The following is a 20,438-nucleotide window of genomic DNA, read 5'->3' as shown; positions in this document are numbered from 1 at the left end:
AACTTCGCAGCATGGAAAGAATCCTGGAGGCAACTGCGGATGGCAGTCATACTATTTCGATACCTGAAATGCAGGTAACCTATCATTCCAAACACGGCGCTGTGCAGGAATCAATGCATGTATTCATTGAAGCGGGATTGAGATTTAAACTAAAGACGACCAATGATTCGCTGTCGGTTCTTGAAATGGGTTTTGGAACCGGACTGAATGCCTTACTCACGTTATTGGAAGCTGAAGGCCGGGAAATCTGGTATGAAAGCCTGGAAGCTTATCCAGTATCAGTGGAATTGGCCATGCAGCTGAATTATGCAGCATTATTGAAACAGGATGGTGCCGTTGACTATTTTAAAGCCATACATCTGGCAGCATGGAATGAGTGGGTGAAAGTTACTCCGGGGTTTCACTTGTGTAAGCGGGAAGGTACACTCGAAGCTTTTCATCCCACCGGCAGTTATGACATTGTTTATTTTGATGCATTCGCACCAACGGCGCAACCGGCATTATGGACCGAATCCGTATTCAAAAAACTGTTTGCTAACATGAACCCGGGTGGCATACTGGTCACCTACTGCAGTAAAGGCATAGTAAGAAGAGCGATGCAGGCAGCGGGATTCAGCATTGAAAAAATTCCTGGTCCGCCTGGCAAAAGAGAAATGGTTCGAGCCACTAAACCCATGACAACTTAAAGGAAAAAGCCTGCGCGGATGGCAAGGCGGCGGTACTTCGTATCGATCTGATCCTGGTTGCGGATAGATTGGGTTGCCTGGTAACGATACCCAATGCTCAGCAGAAAGCCGGCAGAACGATTGAACGGGATTTTTACACCGATTCCCGCAGCATATAATAACCCTCCTTTAAAATCTTCACCGGCCTGTGAATCCTGGGTAATGTTGGCAGCATATCCTGCATCGATAAAATAGAACGGAAGCACGGTACCATTGGTAGCGATATCTCCCCGGAAACTGGCAAAAAGCGGAACAATGGTTTGCGTAGCATACAGATCCACACCGGTACCAAAACCCAGCATGGCAAACTGGTTGAATTTATACCCGTTAACGGTCTGAAAGGAAAAGGCGGCAGTGGTTACTCCGTCAACTGTTGTTTTCCCGGCTACCAGCGGACCCAGTTCACTGAAATGTGCAAAGCCTTTTGTTTTATAGGCAAAATTCCGAAAGCGCTTTTCAGCTCGGACAGAGTCGAGTTCAGCTTTATTGAAAGACCATATAGAACCATCCTGCGTAAGGATGCGGGTCTGCTGATCTGAAGAACCAACAAGCTGGCCACGGATAACAGATCCGTTTTTCAGGTATACTACAGTTTCCTTTTTACCCTGGGCCACTGCACCAACAAAAAACAAGACAAACAGAATGAGCAATGAAATTCTCATAAGTAATAAGTTAACTCTCAGCCCATTCGCGGAATGCCGGTACCCGTTCTCTGCTGACGATCAGTTCATCCAGGTTGGAACCAGCTTTCACATTGAGTTTGAGTCGGCTGTTGATATATGGTTTAATGTGTTGAATAGCGGATGCCTGTACAATGATACTTCTGTTTAGCCTGAAAAACTGTCGTGGATCCAGCACCAGTTCCAGACTTTCCAGTGTATAGTCTACAATGTAACGAGTACCATCATGCGCGTTTAAATATACAATTTTATTGTCGGCAGAGAAATAAGCGATATCAGTGGTATCTATAAAGAAACTGCGACTGCCAATCCGGGCCAGGAAGCGTGATTTATAGGTCTTGGGAAGGATTGTATTTTTTCCTGACAGCAAATCCAGTTTATCGAGGGCCTGTTTAAGTGCAGATTTGGTAACAGGTTTGAGTAAATAATCAATACTCATCAATTTGAAAGCATCCATCGCATAAGAATCAAATGCGGTTGTCAGAATGATGGGGCATTCTGATTTGATTGTTCTGAAAATTTCGAAGGAGGGTCCATCTGAGAGCTGAATATCCATGAGGATCAGGTCAGGTGATGGGTTTTCATTCAACCATTGAATGGTTTCTGAAATACTATCTGTGACAGCCGCTACAACTGCAGACGGGCGCAATTGTTGGAGGAGTACTGTCAGACGTTCCGCAGCCAATGGCTCATCTTCAACAATAAGCGTTCGCATAAACGAGATTAGGTTATTAATGGTAAATAAACACTGAAAATCCGGTCGTCCTTTTTAATAGTGATCGTCTGGCCAGTACTTAATTCATATCGCTGACGGATATTATTAAGCCCTATTTGCGTAGACGGTTCAACTGGACTTTTGATTTGCAGGTTATTACTAACAACCAAACTGTTATTTCCGTTCACTGAAATGTCAATAACCAGTGGGAATTGTTTAGACAATATATTATGCTTGATGGCATTCTCGATCAACAATTGTAAAGCGCCAGGTACGATACGCTTGTCTTTTTCGCCTTCCTGAACATATAGGGAGATGGATAAACTTTCAGGAAATCGTTTGGTTAACAGGAAGATATAAGGCTGAATAAATTCGAGTTCAGATCGAAGCGATACCAATTCCTTATCCTGATTGCTTAATAAATAGCGATAAACTGCAGCGAAAGACTCAACAAACTCGTTAGCCTCCGGGTTGTCTTTAACGAGCAGTCCGGATAGTACATTCAGGTTATTGAAAAGAAAATGCGGATTGATCTGGTTACGGATAATCTGAAGCTGTGCCTGCGCTGTGCTTCGCTTGAGCGCTTCCGCTTCCACTTCTTTTTGCCGCAGGTTGCCGATGAAAACAAACAACGCATTAATAATATGCAAGAACAGGTTGATCCTGGTAGCATACATGGTAGTCAGCTTCATGGGAAGAGAAACAGCAGAACCTCTGAGTCCTGCAAGGCCCCTTGCAGTAATGACAATGATAACCAGCGCAATCAAAACCGAGGCGATGGTTCCGGCAAGGAAGGAAATTCCGATACGGGTGAGTTGTGTTTTGTCAGCCCAGTGTTTTTGAATCCTGTTATCCAGTAAACGGTTCAGTTCCCAAACTCCCAGCGTTACCAGTAAAATGGTGAGCAGGCTAAGGTACCAGGGAGCCTGAATCTGGTAATAGGTATAAACCTCTGCATAGAGCGTATTCAGGTAAGAATAGCATCCAAGAAACAGGGCGAACCAGAGTCTGTATTTATGGGCAAACATGGGTAGAGGTTAAGTAAGAAGATAGTTCCGGCGTTAAAGCCGGAACTATCTAGCCATCCCCGCAGTATCAAAACTACTACAATCTTTCTACAGGATAACGCGATCGATCACATGAACCACACCGTTGGTGGCAGTGATATTAAATGTGGCTCCAGGGGTAGTGGTAACTACATTGCTCGCAGTACTACTGCTGCCGGTTACTTTTACGCTGGGAGGATTTGTACCAATGGTAAGTGTTGCAGCTGGATTTAACGTAGGAGCAGTTCCATTATTGATCAAATCACTTGCGTAAACGTTTGTACCAATTACGTGCTGTCCGACAATAGCAGTTACTTCAGCAACAGATAGGGCATCAATAGTTGCCTGAGTTACACCGGCAGCCTGGAAGGCAGCGTTTGTAGGTGCAAATACGGTATACTTACCAGGGTTGCTGATTGCATCTACCAATCCTGCTTTAACAACAGCAGAAACCAGTATGGAGAAATCAGAAGATCCTGTTGCTATACCTGCAATTGTTTGGGTTGGTGGAATCAGTACATTGCTGATTACATGAATTACCCCATTGCTGGCAGCTACATCCGCATTTTTTACAGACACTCCATTCACAAACACTCCATTTGCATTTCTGGAGGCAAAGATTAATTTTTGTCCCAGTGTACGCACGCTGTCACTTGCAGGCACGTTTGCGGAACCCACTCTCGCACCTACTACATGGTACAGCAGGATATCAGCCAATGCCTGTGGAGTTGCGCTGTTGATAAAGGCCTGGTTGATACCGGCAGCCGCGAAAGCTTCATTATCAGGTGCAAATACGGTCAGATTGCCGGGAGCAGCCAACTCATCTGCTAAACCTGCTTTGGAAACCGCAGCCAGGAGCAGTGAGAAGTTAGGGTTGGTAGCAACCACATCTGTAATAGTTGGATCTGCTGGCTGATTGTCATCATCATCATCAGAACAAGCTGAGAATGTAAATACACTGAATAAGGCCACCGCGATCAGAAGTAAGCGGGATGTCATAAATTTTTTCATGATGCTAGATTTTCCTTTTGTAACAGAATCGAAAGGCAAAAGATGAACAGAATGGAGTGAGTTGTTGAATGAATGGAGTGAACTGTAAATTATTTATTGGGAATGCTATTTTATGGGAGCAATACCTGGTCAATCACATGTACCACTCCATTAGTAGCGAGCAGGTCTGTGATGGTGATATTGGACGCTGTAGCATTTGCATTGCCCTTTACTCTTGCACCGGATCCCAGACTGATTTCCAACGTGCTACCCTGGAAAGTGGGAACATCAGCGCCATCAACCAAATCAGAACTGAATACACGGGCACCTGCAATCACATGATAGGCCAGTACATTTAAGAGGAAGGCCGGATCAGCATTGTTAATAACCTCAACTGAAGTTAATCCGGCTGCGGCAAATGCCTGGTTGGTGGGGGCGAATACGGTAAACGGGCCATCACTGCTGAGAATAGCAGCAACATCCGTACCGGTAGCACCGGCGCGAATTACTGCAGCAACCAGGAAGCTGAGATTTGAATTTCCTGATGCCAGCGCAACAATATTACCCGGAGCAGGAATCAATACGCGATCCACTACATGAATTACTCCATTGGAGCAATCAATATCGGCGATGATCACTTTAACACCATTTATAAATACATTACCGGCGCTTGTGCGGGTAACATATAAAGGCTGACCATTCAGACTGGGAACCGGGGTATTGCTAGCCTGCGGAATTTCAGCAGCAAATACTTCATCCCCAACAACATGATACAATAAGATAGCTTTCAGCACATCAACGGGAGCTTTTGCGATGTCAGATACAGTTCTGAAACCAGCCGCTCTAAATGCATCATCTGTAGGCGCAAATACGGTGAGGTTCGCTTTTTTATCATTCAGTGCAGGAACCAGGCCGGTACGGGCTACTGCCGCTTTAAGCAGACTGAAACGTCCGTCTGATGAAGCAACTTCCCAGATTGTTTTTTTCTTCGCCTGATTTTTCCATGGTGGAGGAACAGGACCCATTTTCTGACAACTGGCAAGAAATAAAACTGCAAGCAATGGCAGCGCCCATGTACGGGCAAATTGTAAGATAGTTTTGTTTAGCATAACAAAGAGTTTGAGATATTACAGTTAGCACAATTGTTAAGATTTTAACAGGGGAGTGAATTGTATATTTTCAGGCGTGAACTGCTTTTCTGCTTCCCCTACCCGTCGGTTACCCGAGCGGTAGTTACATTTGCATATGTTTGGACTTGTATTTTTTGGAGCGCTGATTCTTGCGGTGATCTGGTGGAAACAGTCAGATCGCAAAAAACAGGCGGCTGCACCCCTGCCAGCTAATATACCCGGGATCCTGGAGCAGGAAGTGGCCTATTATCGCTCTCTGCCTGAGAACGATAGACCACGATTTATAACTGAAGTGGAAGATTTCCTGCGTGAGACGCGTATTACTCCCGTAGGAACCGAAATAACGGATGCTGACCGTATTTTAGTAGCAGCCAGTGCTGTTATTCCAATTTTCGGATTTCCGGAATGGCATTATAGCAACCTTACCGATGTGCTGATTTACAATGATAGTTTTGACCAGGAATTTGATACCAAATCACGCGACCGGAATATACTGGGCATGGTCGGATCCGGCGTTATGAATCATAAAATGATCCTCAGTAAACAGGCTTTAAGAGAAGGTTTCTCCAACAAAACAGATAAACACAACACAGCCATTCATGAATTTGTACATCTGCTGGACAAGGCGGATGGCGCTGTTGACGGAGTTCCTGAGGCACTGCTCTCCAAACAATATAGCCTGCCCTGGCTGAAGCTGATTCACCGGAAAATCCAGGAGATTAAGGAAGATGAGTCAGATATCAATCCTTATGGTGCAACCAGCCAGACAGAGTTTTTCGCTGTTGCCGCTGAATACTTTTTCGAACGCCCGGCATTATTGAAATCCAAGCATCCAAAGTTGTACGAAATGCTCGAGAAAATATTTAAGCAGGCACCGCCAACCCGGATTTCAGGATCAAAACAGTAAGTGCAACGGGACCATGTGCGCCAATTACCAGCGATTGTTCGATATCTGCTGTTTTAGAAGGCCCCGCAATAAAAACACCAAAACCTTCCTGGTTGATCCGGATACGTTGATAAGCGTCATGCATGGTGGGAACCAGCTCCTCTTCGCGTAATACTATTACAAGCTCCTGTGCTATGAATGGTAATATTCGGTTACCCATGGACGTTTCCTCCACCCATATCGCACCATTCTCTGCAACTCCCAGGCTTCCCCGGACATAAACCCGATCGAGCTTCTCCAACTCGTTAAGGTCTGGTGAAATCTCATCCATGCTGGAAAATCCATTCAGCCTGTTTAGAATTAACCGGCCTTCCTGTCTTGCATTTTCAATTTCCAGGGTAAGCTCTGCAGACTGATCAACGAACCGAACCCTGCCACCAACAGCATTTACAAATTGTTCAAAAGAGGATATCAACTCTTTGATTGGTGTTACCGCCGTATAATCCAATACTGGCAATGGTTTAATTGCCGGTTGTGCATTTTTAATGGCTTCCAGTATTTGATTTCGGCTACTCATGAACGTTGTTGTTTTTTATACCATTCCTGGAAACTCTGTTTGGGCGCTTCCGGCATTTCTCTCTGTTTGAACCAGGGGTTCCAGGTTTTATTTTTTACCAGGAAGGGAAGGTTTGCAGTCACCCATCTGGCAGTCTTTCCTGCAAAACGATAAACACCTGGTCGGGCCAGTACCCAGGCCATCAGTTTCATACCAATTTTTTTGGAGGGTGCTGTAAGTCCTTCTGCGCTGATAACCTGTCGCCACTTCCAGAGTTGTTCGTGAATATTGATTTTAACCGGACAAACATTCGAACAGGAGCCGCAAAGCGTGGAGGCAAATGGCAAATCTACATTTGCTTTCATATCCAGGTTGGGATTCAGGATGGAACCGATCGGTCCGGCAACTGCGGTATGATAACTATGCCCCCCGCTTCGTCTGTAAACCGGGCAGGTATTAAAGCAGGCCGCACAACGGATACATTTTAACGAATTACGAAAATCTTCCCTTCCTAACTGTCTTGATCTGCCATTATCAACGAGCACAATATGCATTTCCTTACCTGGTGCCGGCCGGTGAAAATGACTGGTATAAGTGGTGATAGGTTGCCCGGTGGCACTTCTTGCAAGCAATCGGGTAAACACACCCAGGTGTTCAGCTTTGGGAATGATTTTTTCAAATCCCATACAGGCGATATGAATCCGGGCTGCATGTGCCCCCATATCTGCATTGCCTTCATTAGTACAAACTACAATACCGCCTGTTTCGGCAATGGCGAAATTGACGCCGGTGATGGCAATATCCGACTGGATAAATTTCTCCCTGAGATGCAGGCGGGCTGCATGTGTCAGGTATTGCGGATCATTATTCCCTTTTTCTGTTCCCAGGTGTTCATGAAATGTATTACTGACATCTTCCTTCTTAAGATGAATAGCCGGTAAAACAATATGGCTGGGCGCTTCTTCCCTGAACTGTACGATTCGTTCACCCAGATCGGTATCTACCACATCTATGCCTTTATCCTGCAGGTAAGGGTTGAGGTGACATTCTTCCGTGAGCATGCTCTTGCTCTTGACGATGCGGTCTACACCGGCCTTTTGCAGGATATCGTAAATAATCCGGTTGTGTTCTTGAGCATCTTTTGCCCAATGAACAAACACTCCGTTTGCCAGTGCATTTTTTTCAAACTCAAGCAGGTAGGCATGCAGATTCGACAAGGTATGATCCTTTATATCGGATGCCCATTGCCGAAGCTGTTCCCATTCAGGCAGGGTATTGGCAGCACGGTCGCGTTTCTGACGAACCCACCAAAGCGTTTGATCGTGCCAGTTGGTGCGTGCTTCATCAGCATTGAATTGTTCGGCTAATTGCGCGTGACGGCTACTCATATCCGGCGTTTAAAATTTCAGCAATATGCATTACTCTAACCGGACTTTTTTTGCGTTTTAAAATACCTTCCAGGTGCATCAAACAGCTCATATCACCTCCGGTCAGAATTTCCACCTGGTTTTGTTCATGTTCCGTGATTCGGTCCTTCCCCATTTTTACACTAACCGCTTCTTCAAATACACAGAACGTACCACCAAAACCACAACACTCATCCGATCGTTCCGGTACTACTAATTCAAGTCCGCTGATTCGCTTCAGCAAATCAGCCGGCTTTGAAAAAACCGGTGCTACCAATTCAGACATGGAAGAGAGGTGAAGGCCACGCTGACCATGACAGGAATTGTGTAAACCGACACGATGTCGAAAGGATCCTTTGAAGGTGGTCAGGTTTAAAACATCCGTCAGGAATTCAGTCAGTTCATAGATGCGCTGTTGAATTTGAGTCGCTTTTTCAGGAAACTGTTCACTGTGGAGATGTTCTTTTATATGAAGGGTACAGCTACCGGAGGGACAAACAATATAATCCAGTTCACCAAAATTCTGAATGAAATTGGCATCACAACCTTTTGACAGGCTGGCAAAACCACTGTTGGCCATTGGCTGACCGCAACAGGTTTGGTTTAAGGGAACCACCACTTTACAGCCCAGTTTCACCAACAGTTGCAGGCTTGAAATGGCCACCTGTGGGTAAAACTGGTCTATATAACAGGGAACAAATAAGCCAACCGTGTACATGGAAAACATTTTAGCGAAAATCTGAAGATATTGTTTCAGATTTTATTTAATTTTTATCCGATGCTAAAGGTAAATTATCTGACAGGTGGAACTATATCCAGTCCCTGGATCTGCTCCTGGTATGCGCCGGGTAGTAATATTTTTTTGAGCATCCAGTCCATTTTCATAAGCCGGCTGACTTTGTACAATGGAACAACAGGGGTCAGCAATGAAAAATCACTGAACTGTAATAATTCCTTTACCTGATGTGGCACTACCAGTTTCTGGGCTTCAATTAATACGCGGAACCGCATATTGCCCAGGTGCTTTCGATATTGCTTGAAAAGATCTTCGGTATAAAGCGATTTCTCCAAATCCTGCTCTAAATGAGCTTCCCGCACCGGTAACCATTCCTGATAAGTTGCAGGAAGAGTTTTTAAACCCATGCGTGAGCCCATACGGTAAAAAACATCATACACCTCCTGCTTTTCGTCCGCTGTCAGTTTCCGCTCCAGCAATTCGTAAGCAGCGATTGAATAATAAATCAGCATGAACAATACATCACGATAGGACCAATCAGGGATCTGGCTGCCTCTTTTTTTCTCCAATCCTGCATGGATAGCAGCCATGGTATCTATTGCTTTATGCGCTTGCTGAGTTGGTGTAAATACAATCCTTCGGGCATACTCAACAGTGGAAAACAGCCGGCCAATCGGATCTGCAGGAAGTTTCCCCGTATAGTATAACCAGTCCACCGCTTTATTGAGTGCAAACTCAGCCGCAGCGCCTGCAAATATGAACAATATAGTATCGCTCTTACCCCAGATCTTCCTTACAATGGAGTTCTCTGCCACAAAAAATTCCATGGAGAAACTGATTTCTACTAAGGTAAGTTATAACAGGTATTCATCCCCTATCTTAGCAGTTAAAGTCGAAGGGCATGAAAAAAATCGCTATTGCTGTTTTGCTTTTCCTATCCACTGGTTTATATGCACAAAACCAACCAGGAAAACTGACCATTGATAAAATTATGGCAGATCCCAAATGGATCGGAAGTTCGCCATCCAACCTGCAATGGAGTGCTGATGGTTCGATCCTGTATTTCGATTGGAATCCGGAAAATGCAGCAGCCGATTCGACTTATTTTATCACAAAGGAAAATCGTACTCCACAAAAACTGGCTAGCTCAAGGAAGAACGAAATTCTCTACCATCGTAACCTGGTTTTTAACCTGTCTCGCAGTCAGGCCCTCTATCAAAAAGACGGTGATATTTTTCTAATGGATACCAAAACAGGAAAAACCAGGCAGATAACACAAACAGTTGCCTCAGAAATGAATCCGGTTTTTTCTTTCAATGAGAAGAGGATCGTATTTCAACAGCAGCAGGACCTATATGCCTGGGATCCTGAAACCGGTCAGCTGCAACAATTGATCAGCGTTCAGAAAACCGCCCCTGCAGAAAGCAAACAGCGTTCGGGTTCACAGGAGGAATGGTTAAAAAAAGATCAGTTGGAATGGATGGAAGTTATCCGGGAACGTAAAGAAAAAAAAGAAGCCACCGAAGCCTTTACCAAATCTTTACCAAAGCCAAAACAGGTTCGGCAACTGTTTACCGGCGATAAAATGATGCGAAATCTACAGATCAGTTCAGATGGTCGCTATATCAGTTATACACTTTTCAAACCGGATCAGAATGGCAAGCGAACCATCGTCCCCAACTATGTTACTGAAACAGGTTTTACGGAAGATATTCCGGCCAGAACCAAAGTAGGCAGCCCTTCGGGAACCAGTGAATTATTTGTGTATGATCGCGAAAAAGACAGTCTACATGCTGTTTCGCTGGATTCAATTCCGGGTATTGAAGATCTTCCTGACTATCTGAAAGATTATCCGACCAGGTTGTCAGCTGCGAAAAAAACCAAACGCCTGCTTTCTGTTGGCCGGCTGAGCTGGTCACCTTCCGGCAGCAATGCTATGGTTGAAATCTATTCACTGGATAACAAGGACAGATGGATCATGCAATTGATTCCCTCAGAAGGAAAATTGAAACTCGCAGACCGGCAACGGGATGAAGCCTGGATTGGCGGCCCCGGTATCGGGAGTTTTAGTGCTTCCGCCGGATGGCTTAATGAACATGAATATTGGTTCCAGTCTGAAGTAACCGGGTATTCACATCTTTACAAGTATACTATTCAAACCGGCAATAAAACAGCGCTTACACAAGGTAGTTATGAAGTACAATCCGTACAGGTGTCGAAAGACGGAAAGTATTTCTTCATTACCACAAACGAAGTTCATCCCGGTGAAAAACATTTTTATCGGTTATCCGTTACCGGTAGAAAACCGGAACGCATCACACAGCTTACAGGAGCCAACCAGGTAGTGCTATCTCCAGATGAAAAACATCTGGCTATTTTATATTCCTATTCCAATAAACCCTGGGAACTCTATTTGCAGGATAATAATCCTAAAGCGAAAGCGCAACAGATCACCAATAAGGCCCAATCCGAATTGTTTTCCTCTTATACCTGGCGCGATCCGGAGCTGGTACAGGTTCCGGCTGCAGATGGAGCGATGGTTCCTGCCAGATTCTATCGCCCGGCAAATCCTGATCCTTCCAAGCCGGCCGTAATTTTTGTTCATGGAGCTGGCTATTTGCAGAATGCGCACAAATGGTGGAGCAGTTATTTCAGAGAATATATGTTTCATAACATGCTGGCCGACCAGGGATACTATGTGCTGGATATGGATTACAGGGGAAGTGCAGGATATGGCCGCGATTGGCGGACTGCCATCTATCGTCACATGGGAGGTAAGGATCTGACTGATCATATCGACGGAGCAAAATGGCTGGCAAAAGAACATGGAGTGGATGCCAAACGGATTGGGATTTATGGTGGATCCTATGGCGGTTTCATCACGCTGATGGGCTTGTTTACCTCTCCTGGAACATTTGCAGCAGGAGCAGCGCTTCGTCCTGTTACCGACTGGGCACATTACAACCATGGATATACTTCCAATATTCTAAACACGCCTGCTGAAGACAGCATTGCCTACAGAAGAAGTTCACCCATCTATTTCGCAGCCGGCTTACAGGATCATCTGTTGATTTGCCATGGCATGGTGGATGTCAATGTGCATTTTCAGGATGTAGTGCGACTCAATCAACGACTTATCGAATTAGGAAAAGAAAACTGGCAGGTAGCCATGTACCCAATGGAGGATCATGGATTTGTTGAACCCTCCAGCTGGACGGATGAATACAAACGAATATTTAACCTGTTTGAAACGGTGCTAAAGAGAAGAAGCAACTGAATCTTTCAGCACCAACAGTGCTCCAAGAGCAGCACCCTGTGCGTTCTCACCAAACTGTATAGTCAGTTTGGGAAATGCAAGTTTAAGAAAGTGAATGAAGAGTTCATTTCTCGCAAAACCACCTTCCAAAAAGAGAATACCAATATCTTCAGTAACAACTAAACGAATCGATACTGCCTGTAAGGTAATCAGATCAAACATTAGTTGGTGATAGGCTTCCGAAGCTGAAGCAAATTCCTGTAAGGAACGATCACGGAAGGCGAGCTTTTCAATCAGGGAACCGGGTGCAGGTGTAAAGGAGGATGGTATCGGAGTAAAGTTTTCATCAACTGTAACCGATAACACCTGCTCAACTGATAGTTGAAAATGATCGGCTATACGTTTTACCTGGATTTCATGTTCATGCCCTCCAAAGAGCCGGCTTGCTTTAACCGGTTTGCCTTCGCAACTCAGAAAACAAAGACAATCCAATTCCAACTCCTGACTGGTAAGCGGATCTTCATTAAATGGATTCAATGTAATACACCAGGTGCCCGTAGAAAGCAATGCAAATTTTTTATCCGCCTGCTGAAGATAGGGAACAAGAGCGGCGGAACTATCGTGCATGCCAATCCCACACCAGAAAGCCTGCCCCTTGTATCGAACGCGTTCTTTATAATCCGAAGGAAACAGTGGAGCCAATTTTTCGGTTAAGCCTTCCTGTTGGACCCATTCATGATAGTCATTTTTTTCATAATCCCATAAACCCGTATGACAACCAATGCTGGTTGAATCCGAACTGTGAAGTCCGGTTAACAAATAAGAGCAATACTGCGGTAAATGAAGGGCGAAATTCAGCCGTTTGAACAATTCCGGTTGTTCCACTTTCAACCGGTAAAGCTGTAAGCCGGAATTCAGACTTCCGAGGTATGGAGACGCTGTTTCCCGCGACCAGGATTCCTGTCCTCCATATTTCTCGAACAATGCTTTTGAGAGTTCGTCAGGATAAGGTTTTAAATAATTATAGAATGGTGTTATTGGTTGACCATTTTCATCCAGGTAAACCAGGCTTGCTCCATAGGCAGAGAAATTTACTGCCTGAAGGTTCCAGCCAGGGTTTTCTATAATTCTATCGAGAGCAGAAAATATAAAGCGACGAATCGCCAATATATCATCACAGGGAAAACCATCTTCATCGGTTAATTCCTCAATGCGTTCAGCATACTGATCAACTACCCGCTGTTGTTCATCAAACAACAACAGTTTCTTATTGGTTTTGCCAATATCAAAAATAGCAGTTACAGCTATAGGAATCATGCACGCTGGTTATAGTCCGGTTGCTACCGTTTTTTCTCCTCTTTTTTTAATCAATGTGTTTCGTAACGCTTCTGACCGGAATAGTTCAAGGGGTTCCAAAGCACCACCCTTCCTAAATCGTGCTTCCGCAACGAGTGGTCGAAGATCTGTACGATAAGCAGCCTGTAATAGTTCCTGGCAACGAACCACATCATTGGCAGCCTGCGCCTGTTTTAGCGCAGCCGTGTCAATCAATAAGGCTTGCGCATAGGCAATCAGAATAGCTTCAACAGATTGCATCAGATCTTCCAGCGGATCTTTCACATTGTGTGAGGCGTCAATCATCCAACCCAGGTCTTTGGCATGATTCATATTTCTTGCATTCATACCCTCTACCAGTTCATTGAATATTAAAAACAGCTGGTAAGGATTGATACTGCCTACAGTCAGATCATCATCACCGTATTTGCTATCGTTGAAATGAAACCCTGCCAGTTTACCTTCCATCAAAAGCAAGGCTACTATCTGTTCAATATTCGCGTTGGGCAGATGATGGCCAAGATCCACAAGGGTATAGGCTTTGGGGCCCAGCTTTGATGCATAGAGTAAGGATTGTCCCCAATCCCCTACTGTCATGCTGTAAAAATTTGGCTCGAACGCTTTGTATTCGATAAAGACCTTCCAATCCGCGGGAAGTGCCTGATAGATTTCCTGCAAACTTTCCAATGTGCGTTCAAATGCTCCTCTGAAATTTAATTGACCGGGAAAACAGGATCCATCCGATAGCCAGACCGTAATAGCTTTGGAACCAAGTTCAACACCATGTTTAATCACTGCAATGTTATGGTCAATTGCCTGTTTACGTACAGCCTTATCTACGTGTTGTAATGACCCGAACTTATAACTGAGTGCCTGATGCGGTTGATCCTGAAAGGTATTCGAATTAACCGCATCAAATGTTAACCCATATTCCTTAGCCAATTTTCTGATAGCAGCAGGATCTTGCGGAACATCCCAGGGAATATGCAATGATATTGCTCCACTGGCCCGATTGAGTTGGTGCAGCAATCCAACATCTTCCATTTTTTCTTCCAGTGAACGGGGTTCGCCACCTCCTGAAAAACGACCAAATCTTGTACCACCTGTTCCTAAAGCCCAACTGGGGATCGCCACCTGAAAGGCTTCGATCTGCCGGATGATTTGCTCTGTTTCTGGGAATTCATCCTGCAGTGAAGCTAGTTTAAGGTTATGTCGGCGAAGTCGCTGTTCATTATGTTTTTCAATTATAGAGCCTTCCAAAAGCATAGTCAATCGTTTTTTGTAAGTTATCGCTTTTCAAACAATCCCTAGCGAAGGAACGCCATCCCTACTCCACCATCCACATTAAGCGCATTACCGGTTGATTTTTTCAATAATCCACCCACAAATGCAAAACAGGCATTGGCAATATCTTCGGGAATAATGATTTCATTCAGCAAGGTTCTTTTTGCATAGTAGGCTGGCAAATCCTCTACAGAAATACCATAAGCTTTAGCTCTTCCTTCTGCCCATCCACCTGACCAGATATTGCTGTCGGCGATAACGGCATCGGGGTTAACAGCATTCACTCTTATTTTATCCGCACCTAATTCAGCCGCCATTAATCTTGTCAAATGTGCCTGTGCTGCTTTCGCGGATCCATAACCCGGATTATTCGGGCCAGCCACTACTGCATTTTTTGAAACAATGTTCACAATATCTCCTCCTATTCCCTGTTTACGAAGAATGGTAATTCCTTCTTTTGATACCATGAATTGCCCCTTTACCAGGATATCATACAAACGATCCCATTCTTCCAAACTATGTTCAGCTATAGATTTGGAAATACTGATCCCTGCATTGTTGACGATGATATCAACTCCACCAAATTGGAGAACGACATTTTCATACGCGGATTGAATGGATGTACCATCCGTTACATCAAGAAGCACCGATCTTACCTGATCTTTTCCAAATTGGTGAATAAATTCAGTTTCAGCATTTTTCAATCGTTCTTCATTCAGGTCATTCAGCACTACACAGGCTCCCTCTTCAGCGAATTTTTTTGCAATGGCTTTCCCGATACCACCCGCACTTCCGGTAACCAGCGCAATTTTCCCTGTCAGTACTTTAGGCTTCGGCATGCGCTGCAGTTTGGCTTCTTCCAGTAACCAGTATTCGATATTAAATGCTTCCTGTCTTGGTAACGCAGTGTATTCACTGATTGCTTCCGCGCCACGCATCACATTAATTGCATTGATATAAAATTCCGCTGCTACCCGGGCTGTCTGTTTGTCCTTAGCAAAAGTGAACATCCCGATTCCCGGATATAAAATCACTACAGGGTTGGGGTCTCGCATAGCCGGACTATCAGGATGCTTACATGCTGTATAATAATCAGCATACATGTTACGGTATTCTTCAAAAGCAGGAGCTAACCGTTGTCGAATCAAATCCGTATTGCTCAAGTCTGCATCCGGCGCAATTTCCAGTACGAGCGGACTGATCTTTGTTCTCAGAAAATGGTCCGGACAACTGGTACCCATCGGTGCCAACCGGTCAAGGTTAACCGAATTTATAAACTGTAGCACACGATCATCATCTGTAAAATGCCCTACCATGGAAACCTGGCTGCTACAAAATCCACGAAGTACAGGTGCCAATGCAGCCGCTTGTTTATATCGATCGACCTTTGAAGCAGCTTTGATTTTTTCGCCTCCGAATGGATGGACTTTAGCCGTCACTTTTTGTTCAATATACTGAGCACACTGTTCCACCACTTCAAGGGTATTGATATAACATTCATAAGCTGTATCTCCCCAGGTAAATAAACCATGTGAGCCCAGCATAATTCCTCTTATTCCGGGATTTTCGCTTAAGCATTGCCGTAATTTCAATCCAAGATCAAAGCCAGGTCGTTGCCAATCCACCCATCCGATTTTTCCATTGAATAATTCCTCTGTTATCTTCCTGCCATTTTTAGCAGCCGCAATCGCGATGGCTGCATCCGGGTGCAGGTGATCAATGTGTTTAAAGGGCAGAAATGCATGAAGGGGTGTGTCAATAGAAGGTGCTTTGCTGTTCAGATCATATATGCAATGATTAAACAATTCCACCATCTGGTCTTCCATATCAATACCTTTGTAGACAGTTTCCAATTGATGCAGGCGGTTCAGATACAATGCTGCCAATCCGGATTTTTTCAATGTACCTATATCACCACCGGACCCTTTCACCCACATCACTTCGGTCGGCTCGCCGGTAAGAGGATCGGGTTGTAAAAGTTTGCAGGATGTATTACCGCCACCATAATTGGTTAACCGTAAATCAGCACCCAATAAATTGGAGCGGTATAAGAGCAGCGCAACTTCATCACCCTCCAGGGAAGCTGCTTTATCTGCATCCCATAAATAATTGACATATTTAAATTGATCCGTCGCAGTTGTCATATATAAGTTTCAAATAAATGATCAGTTTCGAATGGAATTGCCATAACCAACTACCAATACAGACAATATGATCAACAGAATTCCGATGATAACATTTCTGCGTGCCTTAACAGGAGTGCCTTTCCACTCATTGAGAATTAATCCCCATGCATTAGCCACCAGTATAATAAAAGCCATATGAAGAATCCAGGAACTTGGACCATTCCCCAATTTGCTTTCGCCCATTCCGTAGAAGAAAAACTGCAGGAACCAGGTTGTGCCTGCCAGTGCACAGAATAGCAGATTTTTTGCAAGCGGAACGGTTTTGCTGCTATAATCGCCAAAGGTCTTATTGCGATAATTTAAAATCAGGCACCAAATCAGGTTGGTGGTGAGTCCACCCCATAAGACCACAACGTAGGTAACATTATTCTGGAAAAGAAATTCACCCTGACCAGTATTTGCTGCTTTCCAAATTTCATTCGCCGTGTTTGCCATGGGCTTTCCTGCTTCCAATCCGAAATTGAAGCAGGCACTCAGGATGCCACTGATGATCGAAACCAGTAATCCGATTCCAAATTTATATTCCTGGTTTGCTGTAGTATCGGTTGTTCCGGATTGAAGAAATTTTTCCTTTTGTGTACCGGCTTTGCCACACCAGATGATGCCGAGAATACAAATAGCTAATCCTGCTAAAATAGTAACTCCCCAATAGGTGCCAGTGAGCATGCCGATAGTATCCTTGCCTTCACCCGGGTTAAACTGGTAATAAATTGCGGGGATCAGGGCGCCGAATACCATACATAAACCCAGGATTATGCTGCTACCCAAAGACACGCCAAGATAGCGAACACCCAGTCCGTATGTGAGTCCGCCAATTCCCCAGAGCAGACCAAAAAAATAGGTGAGTGCCAGCGTGGAGAACTTTGTTTCTGCTATAATTGTCGCAAAACCCGGGATAGTGATCCAGGCAGCCAAAGGCGGCACGATCAGCCAGGAAAACAATCCTCCGATCAGCCAGTAGGTTTCCCAGGACCAACCCTTAACTTTTTTGTATGGTATATAAAAACTGCCGGAGGCAAATCCTCCTATAAAGTGAAAAAGTACTCCTAATATGGCTTGCATACCTTAAAAATACAGGACAGTTGTTGTTCAACTGTCCTGCAGTTACCCGTCGGTTACCCGACCGGCAATTAGTTGATGGAATACCGGTAGGTCAGCCCATAAGTAGCAGGGGGTGCAATATGAACCGCACCAAAATCATAGGCATAGGAAATATATTGCTGGTCGGTGATATTCCTGCTCCAGAAATAAAATTCCGAACGACGTGTATAAATCCCTGCCCGGGCATTCAGCAACTGGTAAGGCGATTGCCGGATGCTGTTCGATAAATTAAAATATTGTTCACCGAGATAGGTCCATTCTCCCCGTACCCGAATACCCATATGTGCTTTTGGAAATACGATCCGCTCATACTGAACAGCCAGCATAGAAGTAACAGCCGGCGTAAAGATCTGGCGTCTGCCACTCAGGTCCACTTCATCGCCATTGCTGGAAACCTTGAGCGAGCTGTATTTCGCACGGGTGGTTCCGAAATTGTAATCAACTTGCAGTCCTTTAAGTGGCTTGGAAGAAAGTTCGAATTCCAAACCGCGACTTACCAGTTTGCCGGTATTCCGGGTGATGGTAATTGCATCAGGAAGCACCAGGGTTGGAACCTGGGCATCCGTTAATTCGGTATAGAATACTGTAATACCTAAGCGCAGTTTGCGATTCCATAATTCCTGCCGGAAACCCAATTCCAGGTTCGAGCTGTATTCAGGTTTGTAGGAAAACAAGGGAGGCTGGGAGGGATCCGATCCCAGACTGGTTAAGCCACCGGTTCTGAACCCACGGGTGAAGTTGGCAAAAAGCCTTCCCTGTTCATTCACTTCATAACTAATACCCACTTTGGGAGAAACCGCAGAGAAGCCGGCCTTCGCAGATGTGTCCGGACGGGTCACCATTGGATCAGCACCTTCCGGCTGGAACTCTCCCAGTACATTCAGCTTCTTGGATTCATAATCATAACGCAATCCTGCCAGCACATTCCACTTTTCTGATATCGCATATTCCAGCTGCCCAAAAAATGCCAATCCGCGGTTGCTTGCTTTGGATGTAGTTATGGAAGAGAAATTGGTCATGGGCACCCCGATCAGCCCGGCATCTTCTCCAAAATAAGTAGCCTGTTTTACCGGCGCCTGCTGGGAAAACAGGTAGGCTCCAGCAGTCCAGTTCAATCGGGATGCAGCAGGTGTATTAGTTAACCTGAACTCCTGGGTCCACACGCTAACCTTGTTATATGCTTTGCCATAATCATTGATAATGGAAACCGCATCCAGGGGAGAAAAATCACCATCCAGCGGAGAATTATAGTACCGATAGTTTTTCTGAAAGGCAGTTTGTGAACTGAATAACAGTTTATCAGAACGATGTTGCACAGCCAGGCTCGCATTCTGGGTATTATCAATCATTTTACCCACCGCATTCTGGCTTAGTTTATAAGGTTCTTCCAATGCCGTTTCCACCCCGTTTACGAGGGGGAAAGCTCCCCAGTTGCGGTTATTCTGATGTTTAAAATTCGCAGTAACAGACCAATGCTGATTCACGCGGTATTTGAGAAAATAATTTCCGCTGATAGTTTGCTGTTCATCAAAACTATTGTTGTTGAACTCGTTGGTATAATACCCATCCCTACCCTGGATCAAAGCTGTTGCTCCAAAATACAAACGATCTTTGACAACCGGTGTCTGAACACCTGCCGTATACCTGAACTGATCATAATTGCCATTGGTCAGTTCTACAAAAGCCCTTGTTTTGTTCGAAGGCTGTTTGGTAATAATATTGATCACACCGCCCATGGCATTTCGACCGTACAAAGTTCCCTGCGGCCCACGCAACACTTCAATTCGCTCCACGTCATTGAGCTGGGGGATATAAGTATCCAGGCTGAACTGATTGACGCCATCCACGTACACTGCTACAGCAGGATCATAGGATGTTGTGGTGATTCCACGTATGCCCACTACATTTCTTTCATCACCGGAATGCCCCGCAAAATAATTGGGTATAATACCCGTGAGCTCCCTCGTATTCCATAACCGGTACTGATTGATTTCTTTCGCAGATAAAGAGCTGATGCTATACGGAATAGTAGTCAGTCGCTGTTCCTTTTTCTCAGCACTCACAATCACTTCATCCAGTTGCTCAACCGATTCTGTTAACTGAATAGTCAGGTCTGTAACTGCTTGTTTTATCTGTACTTCTTTGGTTGCGATAGCATATCCAATAGCGGTAACTTCCAACAGGTAGTTTCCTGGCGCTAATTGCCGGAACTCAAACTGGCCGGAGGCATCAGTACTTTGTATTTCATCACTATTCAATAACCGAACAGTTGCCCTGGCAATAGTTCGGTTATTGATATCAGTTATACGTCCGCTCAATGTAAAAGACTGTTGAGCCTGAACAATTGAAGCAACTAATAGGAATGCGGATAAAATAAAAAAGCCAACTCGTTTCATATCGTATCGG

17 protein-coding genes are annotated in these 20,438 nt (G+C 44.7%); 3 read left to right on the top strand and 14 right to left on the bottom strand.

All coding sequences use genetic code 11. The annotated features are described in order from the left end of the window. Positions 1-11 precede the first annotated feature (11 nt). Positions 12-686 (top strand): tRNA (5-methylaminomethyl-2-thiouridine)(34)-methyltransferase MnmC2, encoded by a 675-nt coding sequence (gene mnmC2, locus L0U88_RS14115; RefSeq protein WP_234866719.1) that lies wholly within the window; start codon positions 12-14, stop codon positions 684-686. Here the strand turns inward: mnmC2 and L0U88_RS14110 are convergent. The 5 genes from L0U88_RS14110 to L0U88_RS14090 all read right to left on the bottom strand — a co-directional run bounded on the left by L0U88_RS14110 (position 683) and on the right by L0U88_RS14090 (position 5,265). Continuing rightward, the gene (locus tag L0U88_RS14110) at positions 683-1,387 is read right to left on the bottom strand and encodes a hypothetical protein (RefSeq protein WP_234866718.1); all 705 of its coding nucleotides are present in this window, start codon (positions 1,385-1,387) and stop codon (positions 683-685) included. The genes mnmC2 and L0U88_RS14110 overlap by 4 nt on opposite strands. A gap of 10 nt (positions 1,388-1,397) precedes the next feature. Beyond that, positions 1,398-2,120: a LytR/AlgR family response regulator transcription factor gene (locus L0U88_RS14105; protein ID WP_234866717.1), complete on the bottom strand. Its 723-nt coding sequence runs from the start codon at positions 2,118-2,120 to the stop codon at positions 1,398-1,400. A gap of 8 nt (positions 2,121-2,128) precedes the next feature. Further along, entirely contained in the window at positions 2,129-3,148 is a 1,020-nt protein-coding gene (locus L0U88_RS14100) for a sensor histidine kinase (RefSeq protein ID WP_234866716.1), read from the bottom strand. Positions 3,149-3,235: 87 nt separating this feature from the next. Next, positions 3,236-4,177 carry a fasciclin domain-containing protein gene (locus L0U88_RS14095; RefSeq protein ID WP_234866715.1) on the bottom strand — a complete coding sequence of 314 codons (942 nt, stop codon included), beginning with the start codon at positions 4,175-4,177 and terminating at the stop codon, positions 3,236-3,238. Positions 4,178-4,287: 110 nt separating this feature from the next. Next, positions 4,288-5,265 (bottom strand): fasciclin domain-containing protein, encoded by a 978-nt coding sequence (locus L0U88_RS14090; protein ID WP_234866714.1) that lies wholly within the window; start codon positions 5,263-5,265, stop codon positions 4,288-4,290. 136 nt (positions 5,266-5,401) lie between these two features. Here L0U88_RS14090 and L0U88_RS14085 point away from each other — a divergent pair, with 136 nt between their 5' ends. Next, on the top strand, positions 5,402-6,193 hold the full coding sequence (locus tag L0U88_RS14085; protein ID WP_234866713.1) for a M90 family metallopeptidase: 792 nt from the start codon (positions 5,402-5,404) through the stop codon (positions 6,191-6,193). Here the strand turns inward: L0U88_RS14085 and L0U88_RS14080 are convergent. From L0U88_RS14080 to L0U88_RS14065, 4 genes are all read right to left on the bottom strand, one after another. After that, positions 6,150-6,749 carry a LutC/YkgG family protein gene (locus L0U88_RS14080; protein WP_234866712.1) on the bottom strand — a complete coding sequence of 200 codons (600 nt, stop codon included), beginning with the start codon at positions 6,747-6,749 and terminating at the stop codon, positions 6,150-6,152. The two genes, L0U88_RS14085 and L0U88_RS14080, sit on opposite strands and share 44 nt — an antisense overlap. Next, positions 6,746-8,116, bottom strand: a complete 1,371-nt coding sequence (locus L0U88_RS14075; RefSeq protein ID WP_234866711.1) for a lactate utilization protein B — start codon at positions 8,114-8,116, stop codon at positions 6,746-6,748. The genes L0U88_RS14080 and L0U88_RS14075 overlap by 4 nt, the downstream gene beginning before the upstream one ends. Then, complete coding sequence (locus L0U88_RS14070; RefSeq protein WP_234866710.1) at positions 8,109-8,852, bottom strand: (Fe-S)-binding protein; 744 nt, start codon at positions 8,850-8,852, stop codon at positions 8,109-8,111. The genes L0U88_RS14075 and L0U88_RS14070 overlap by 8 nt, the downstream gene beginning before the upstream one ends. Before the next feature lie 74 nt (positions 8,853-8,926). Then, on the bottom strand, positions 8,927-9,697 hold the full coding sequence (locus L0U88_RS14065; protein ID WP_234866709.1) for an oxygenase MpaB family protein: 771 nt from the start codon (positions 9,695-9,697) through the stop codon (positions 8,927-8,929). Positions 9,698-9,771: 74 nt separating this feature from the next. On the opposite strand from L0U88_RS14065, the gene L0U88_RS14060 reads away from it, so the two are divergent. After that, on the top strand, positions 9,772-12,147 hold the full coding sequence (locus L0U88_RS14060; protein WP_234866708.1) for a prolyl oligopeptidase family serine peptidase: 2,376 nt from the start codon (positions 9,772-9,774) through the stop codon (positions 12,145-12,147). Here the strand turns inward: L0U88_RS14060 and L0U88_RS14055 are convergent. The 5 genes from L0U88_RS14055 to L0U88_RS14035 form a co-directional block, all read right to left on the bottom strand. After that, on the bottom strand, positions 12,127-13,443 hold the full coding sequence (locus L0U88_RS14055) for an FGGY-family carbohydrate kinase (protein WP_234866707.1): 1,317 nt from the start codon (positions 13,441-13,443) through the stop codon (positions 12,127-12,129). The genes L0U88_RS14060 and L0U88_RS14055 overlap by 21 nt on opposite strands. Before the next feature lie 9 nt (positions 13,444-13,452). After that, positions 13,453-14,727 (bottom strand): sugar isomerase, encoded by a 1,275-nt coding sequence (locus L0U88_RS14050; protein WP_234866706.1) that lies wholly within the window; start codon positions 14,725-14,727, stop codon positions 13,453-13,455. 41 nt (positions 14,728-14,768) lie between these two features. Beyond that, entirely contained in the window at positions 14,769-16,889 is a 2,121-nt protein-coding gene (locus L0U88_RS14045) for a bifunctional aldolase/short-chain dehydrogenase (RefSeq protein WP_234866705.1), read from the bottom strand. Between the two features lie 21 nt (positions 16,890-16,910). Then, positions 16,911-17,993, bottom strand: coding sequence for an L-rhamnose/proton symporter RhaT (gene rhaT, locus L0U88_RS14040; protein ID WP_234866704.1), 1,083 nt, complete (start codon positions 17,991-17,993; stop codon positions 16,911-16,913). A gap of 68 nt (positions 17,994-18,061) precedes the next feature. Then, on the bottom strand, positions 18,062-20,428 hold the full coding sequence (locus tag L0U88_RS14035) for a TonB-dependent receptor (protein ID WP_234866703.1): 2,367 nt from the start codon (positions 20,426-20,428) through the stop codon (positions 18,062-18,064). Positions 20,429-20,438: the final 10 nt, after the last annotated feature.

Origin of the sequence: Flavihumibacter fluminis (assembly GCF_021491375.1) — a bacterium.
Classification (GTDB): Bacteria; Bacteroidota; Bacteroidia; order Chitinophagales; family Chitinophagaceae; genus Flavihumibacter; species Flavihumibacter fluminis.
Note: the sequence above shows the minus strand (reverse complement) of the source record. Positions and strands in the feature narration are given on the sequence as shown.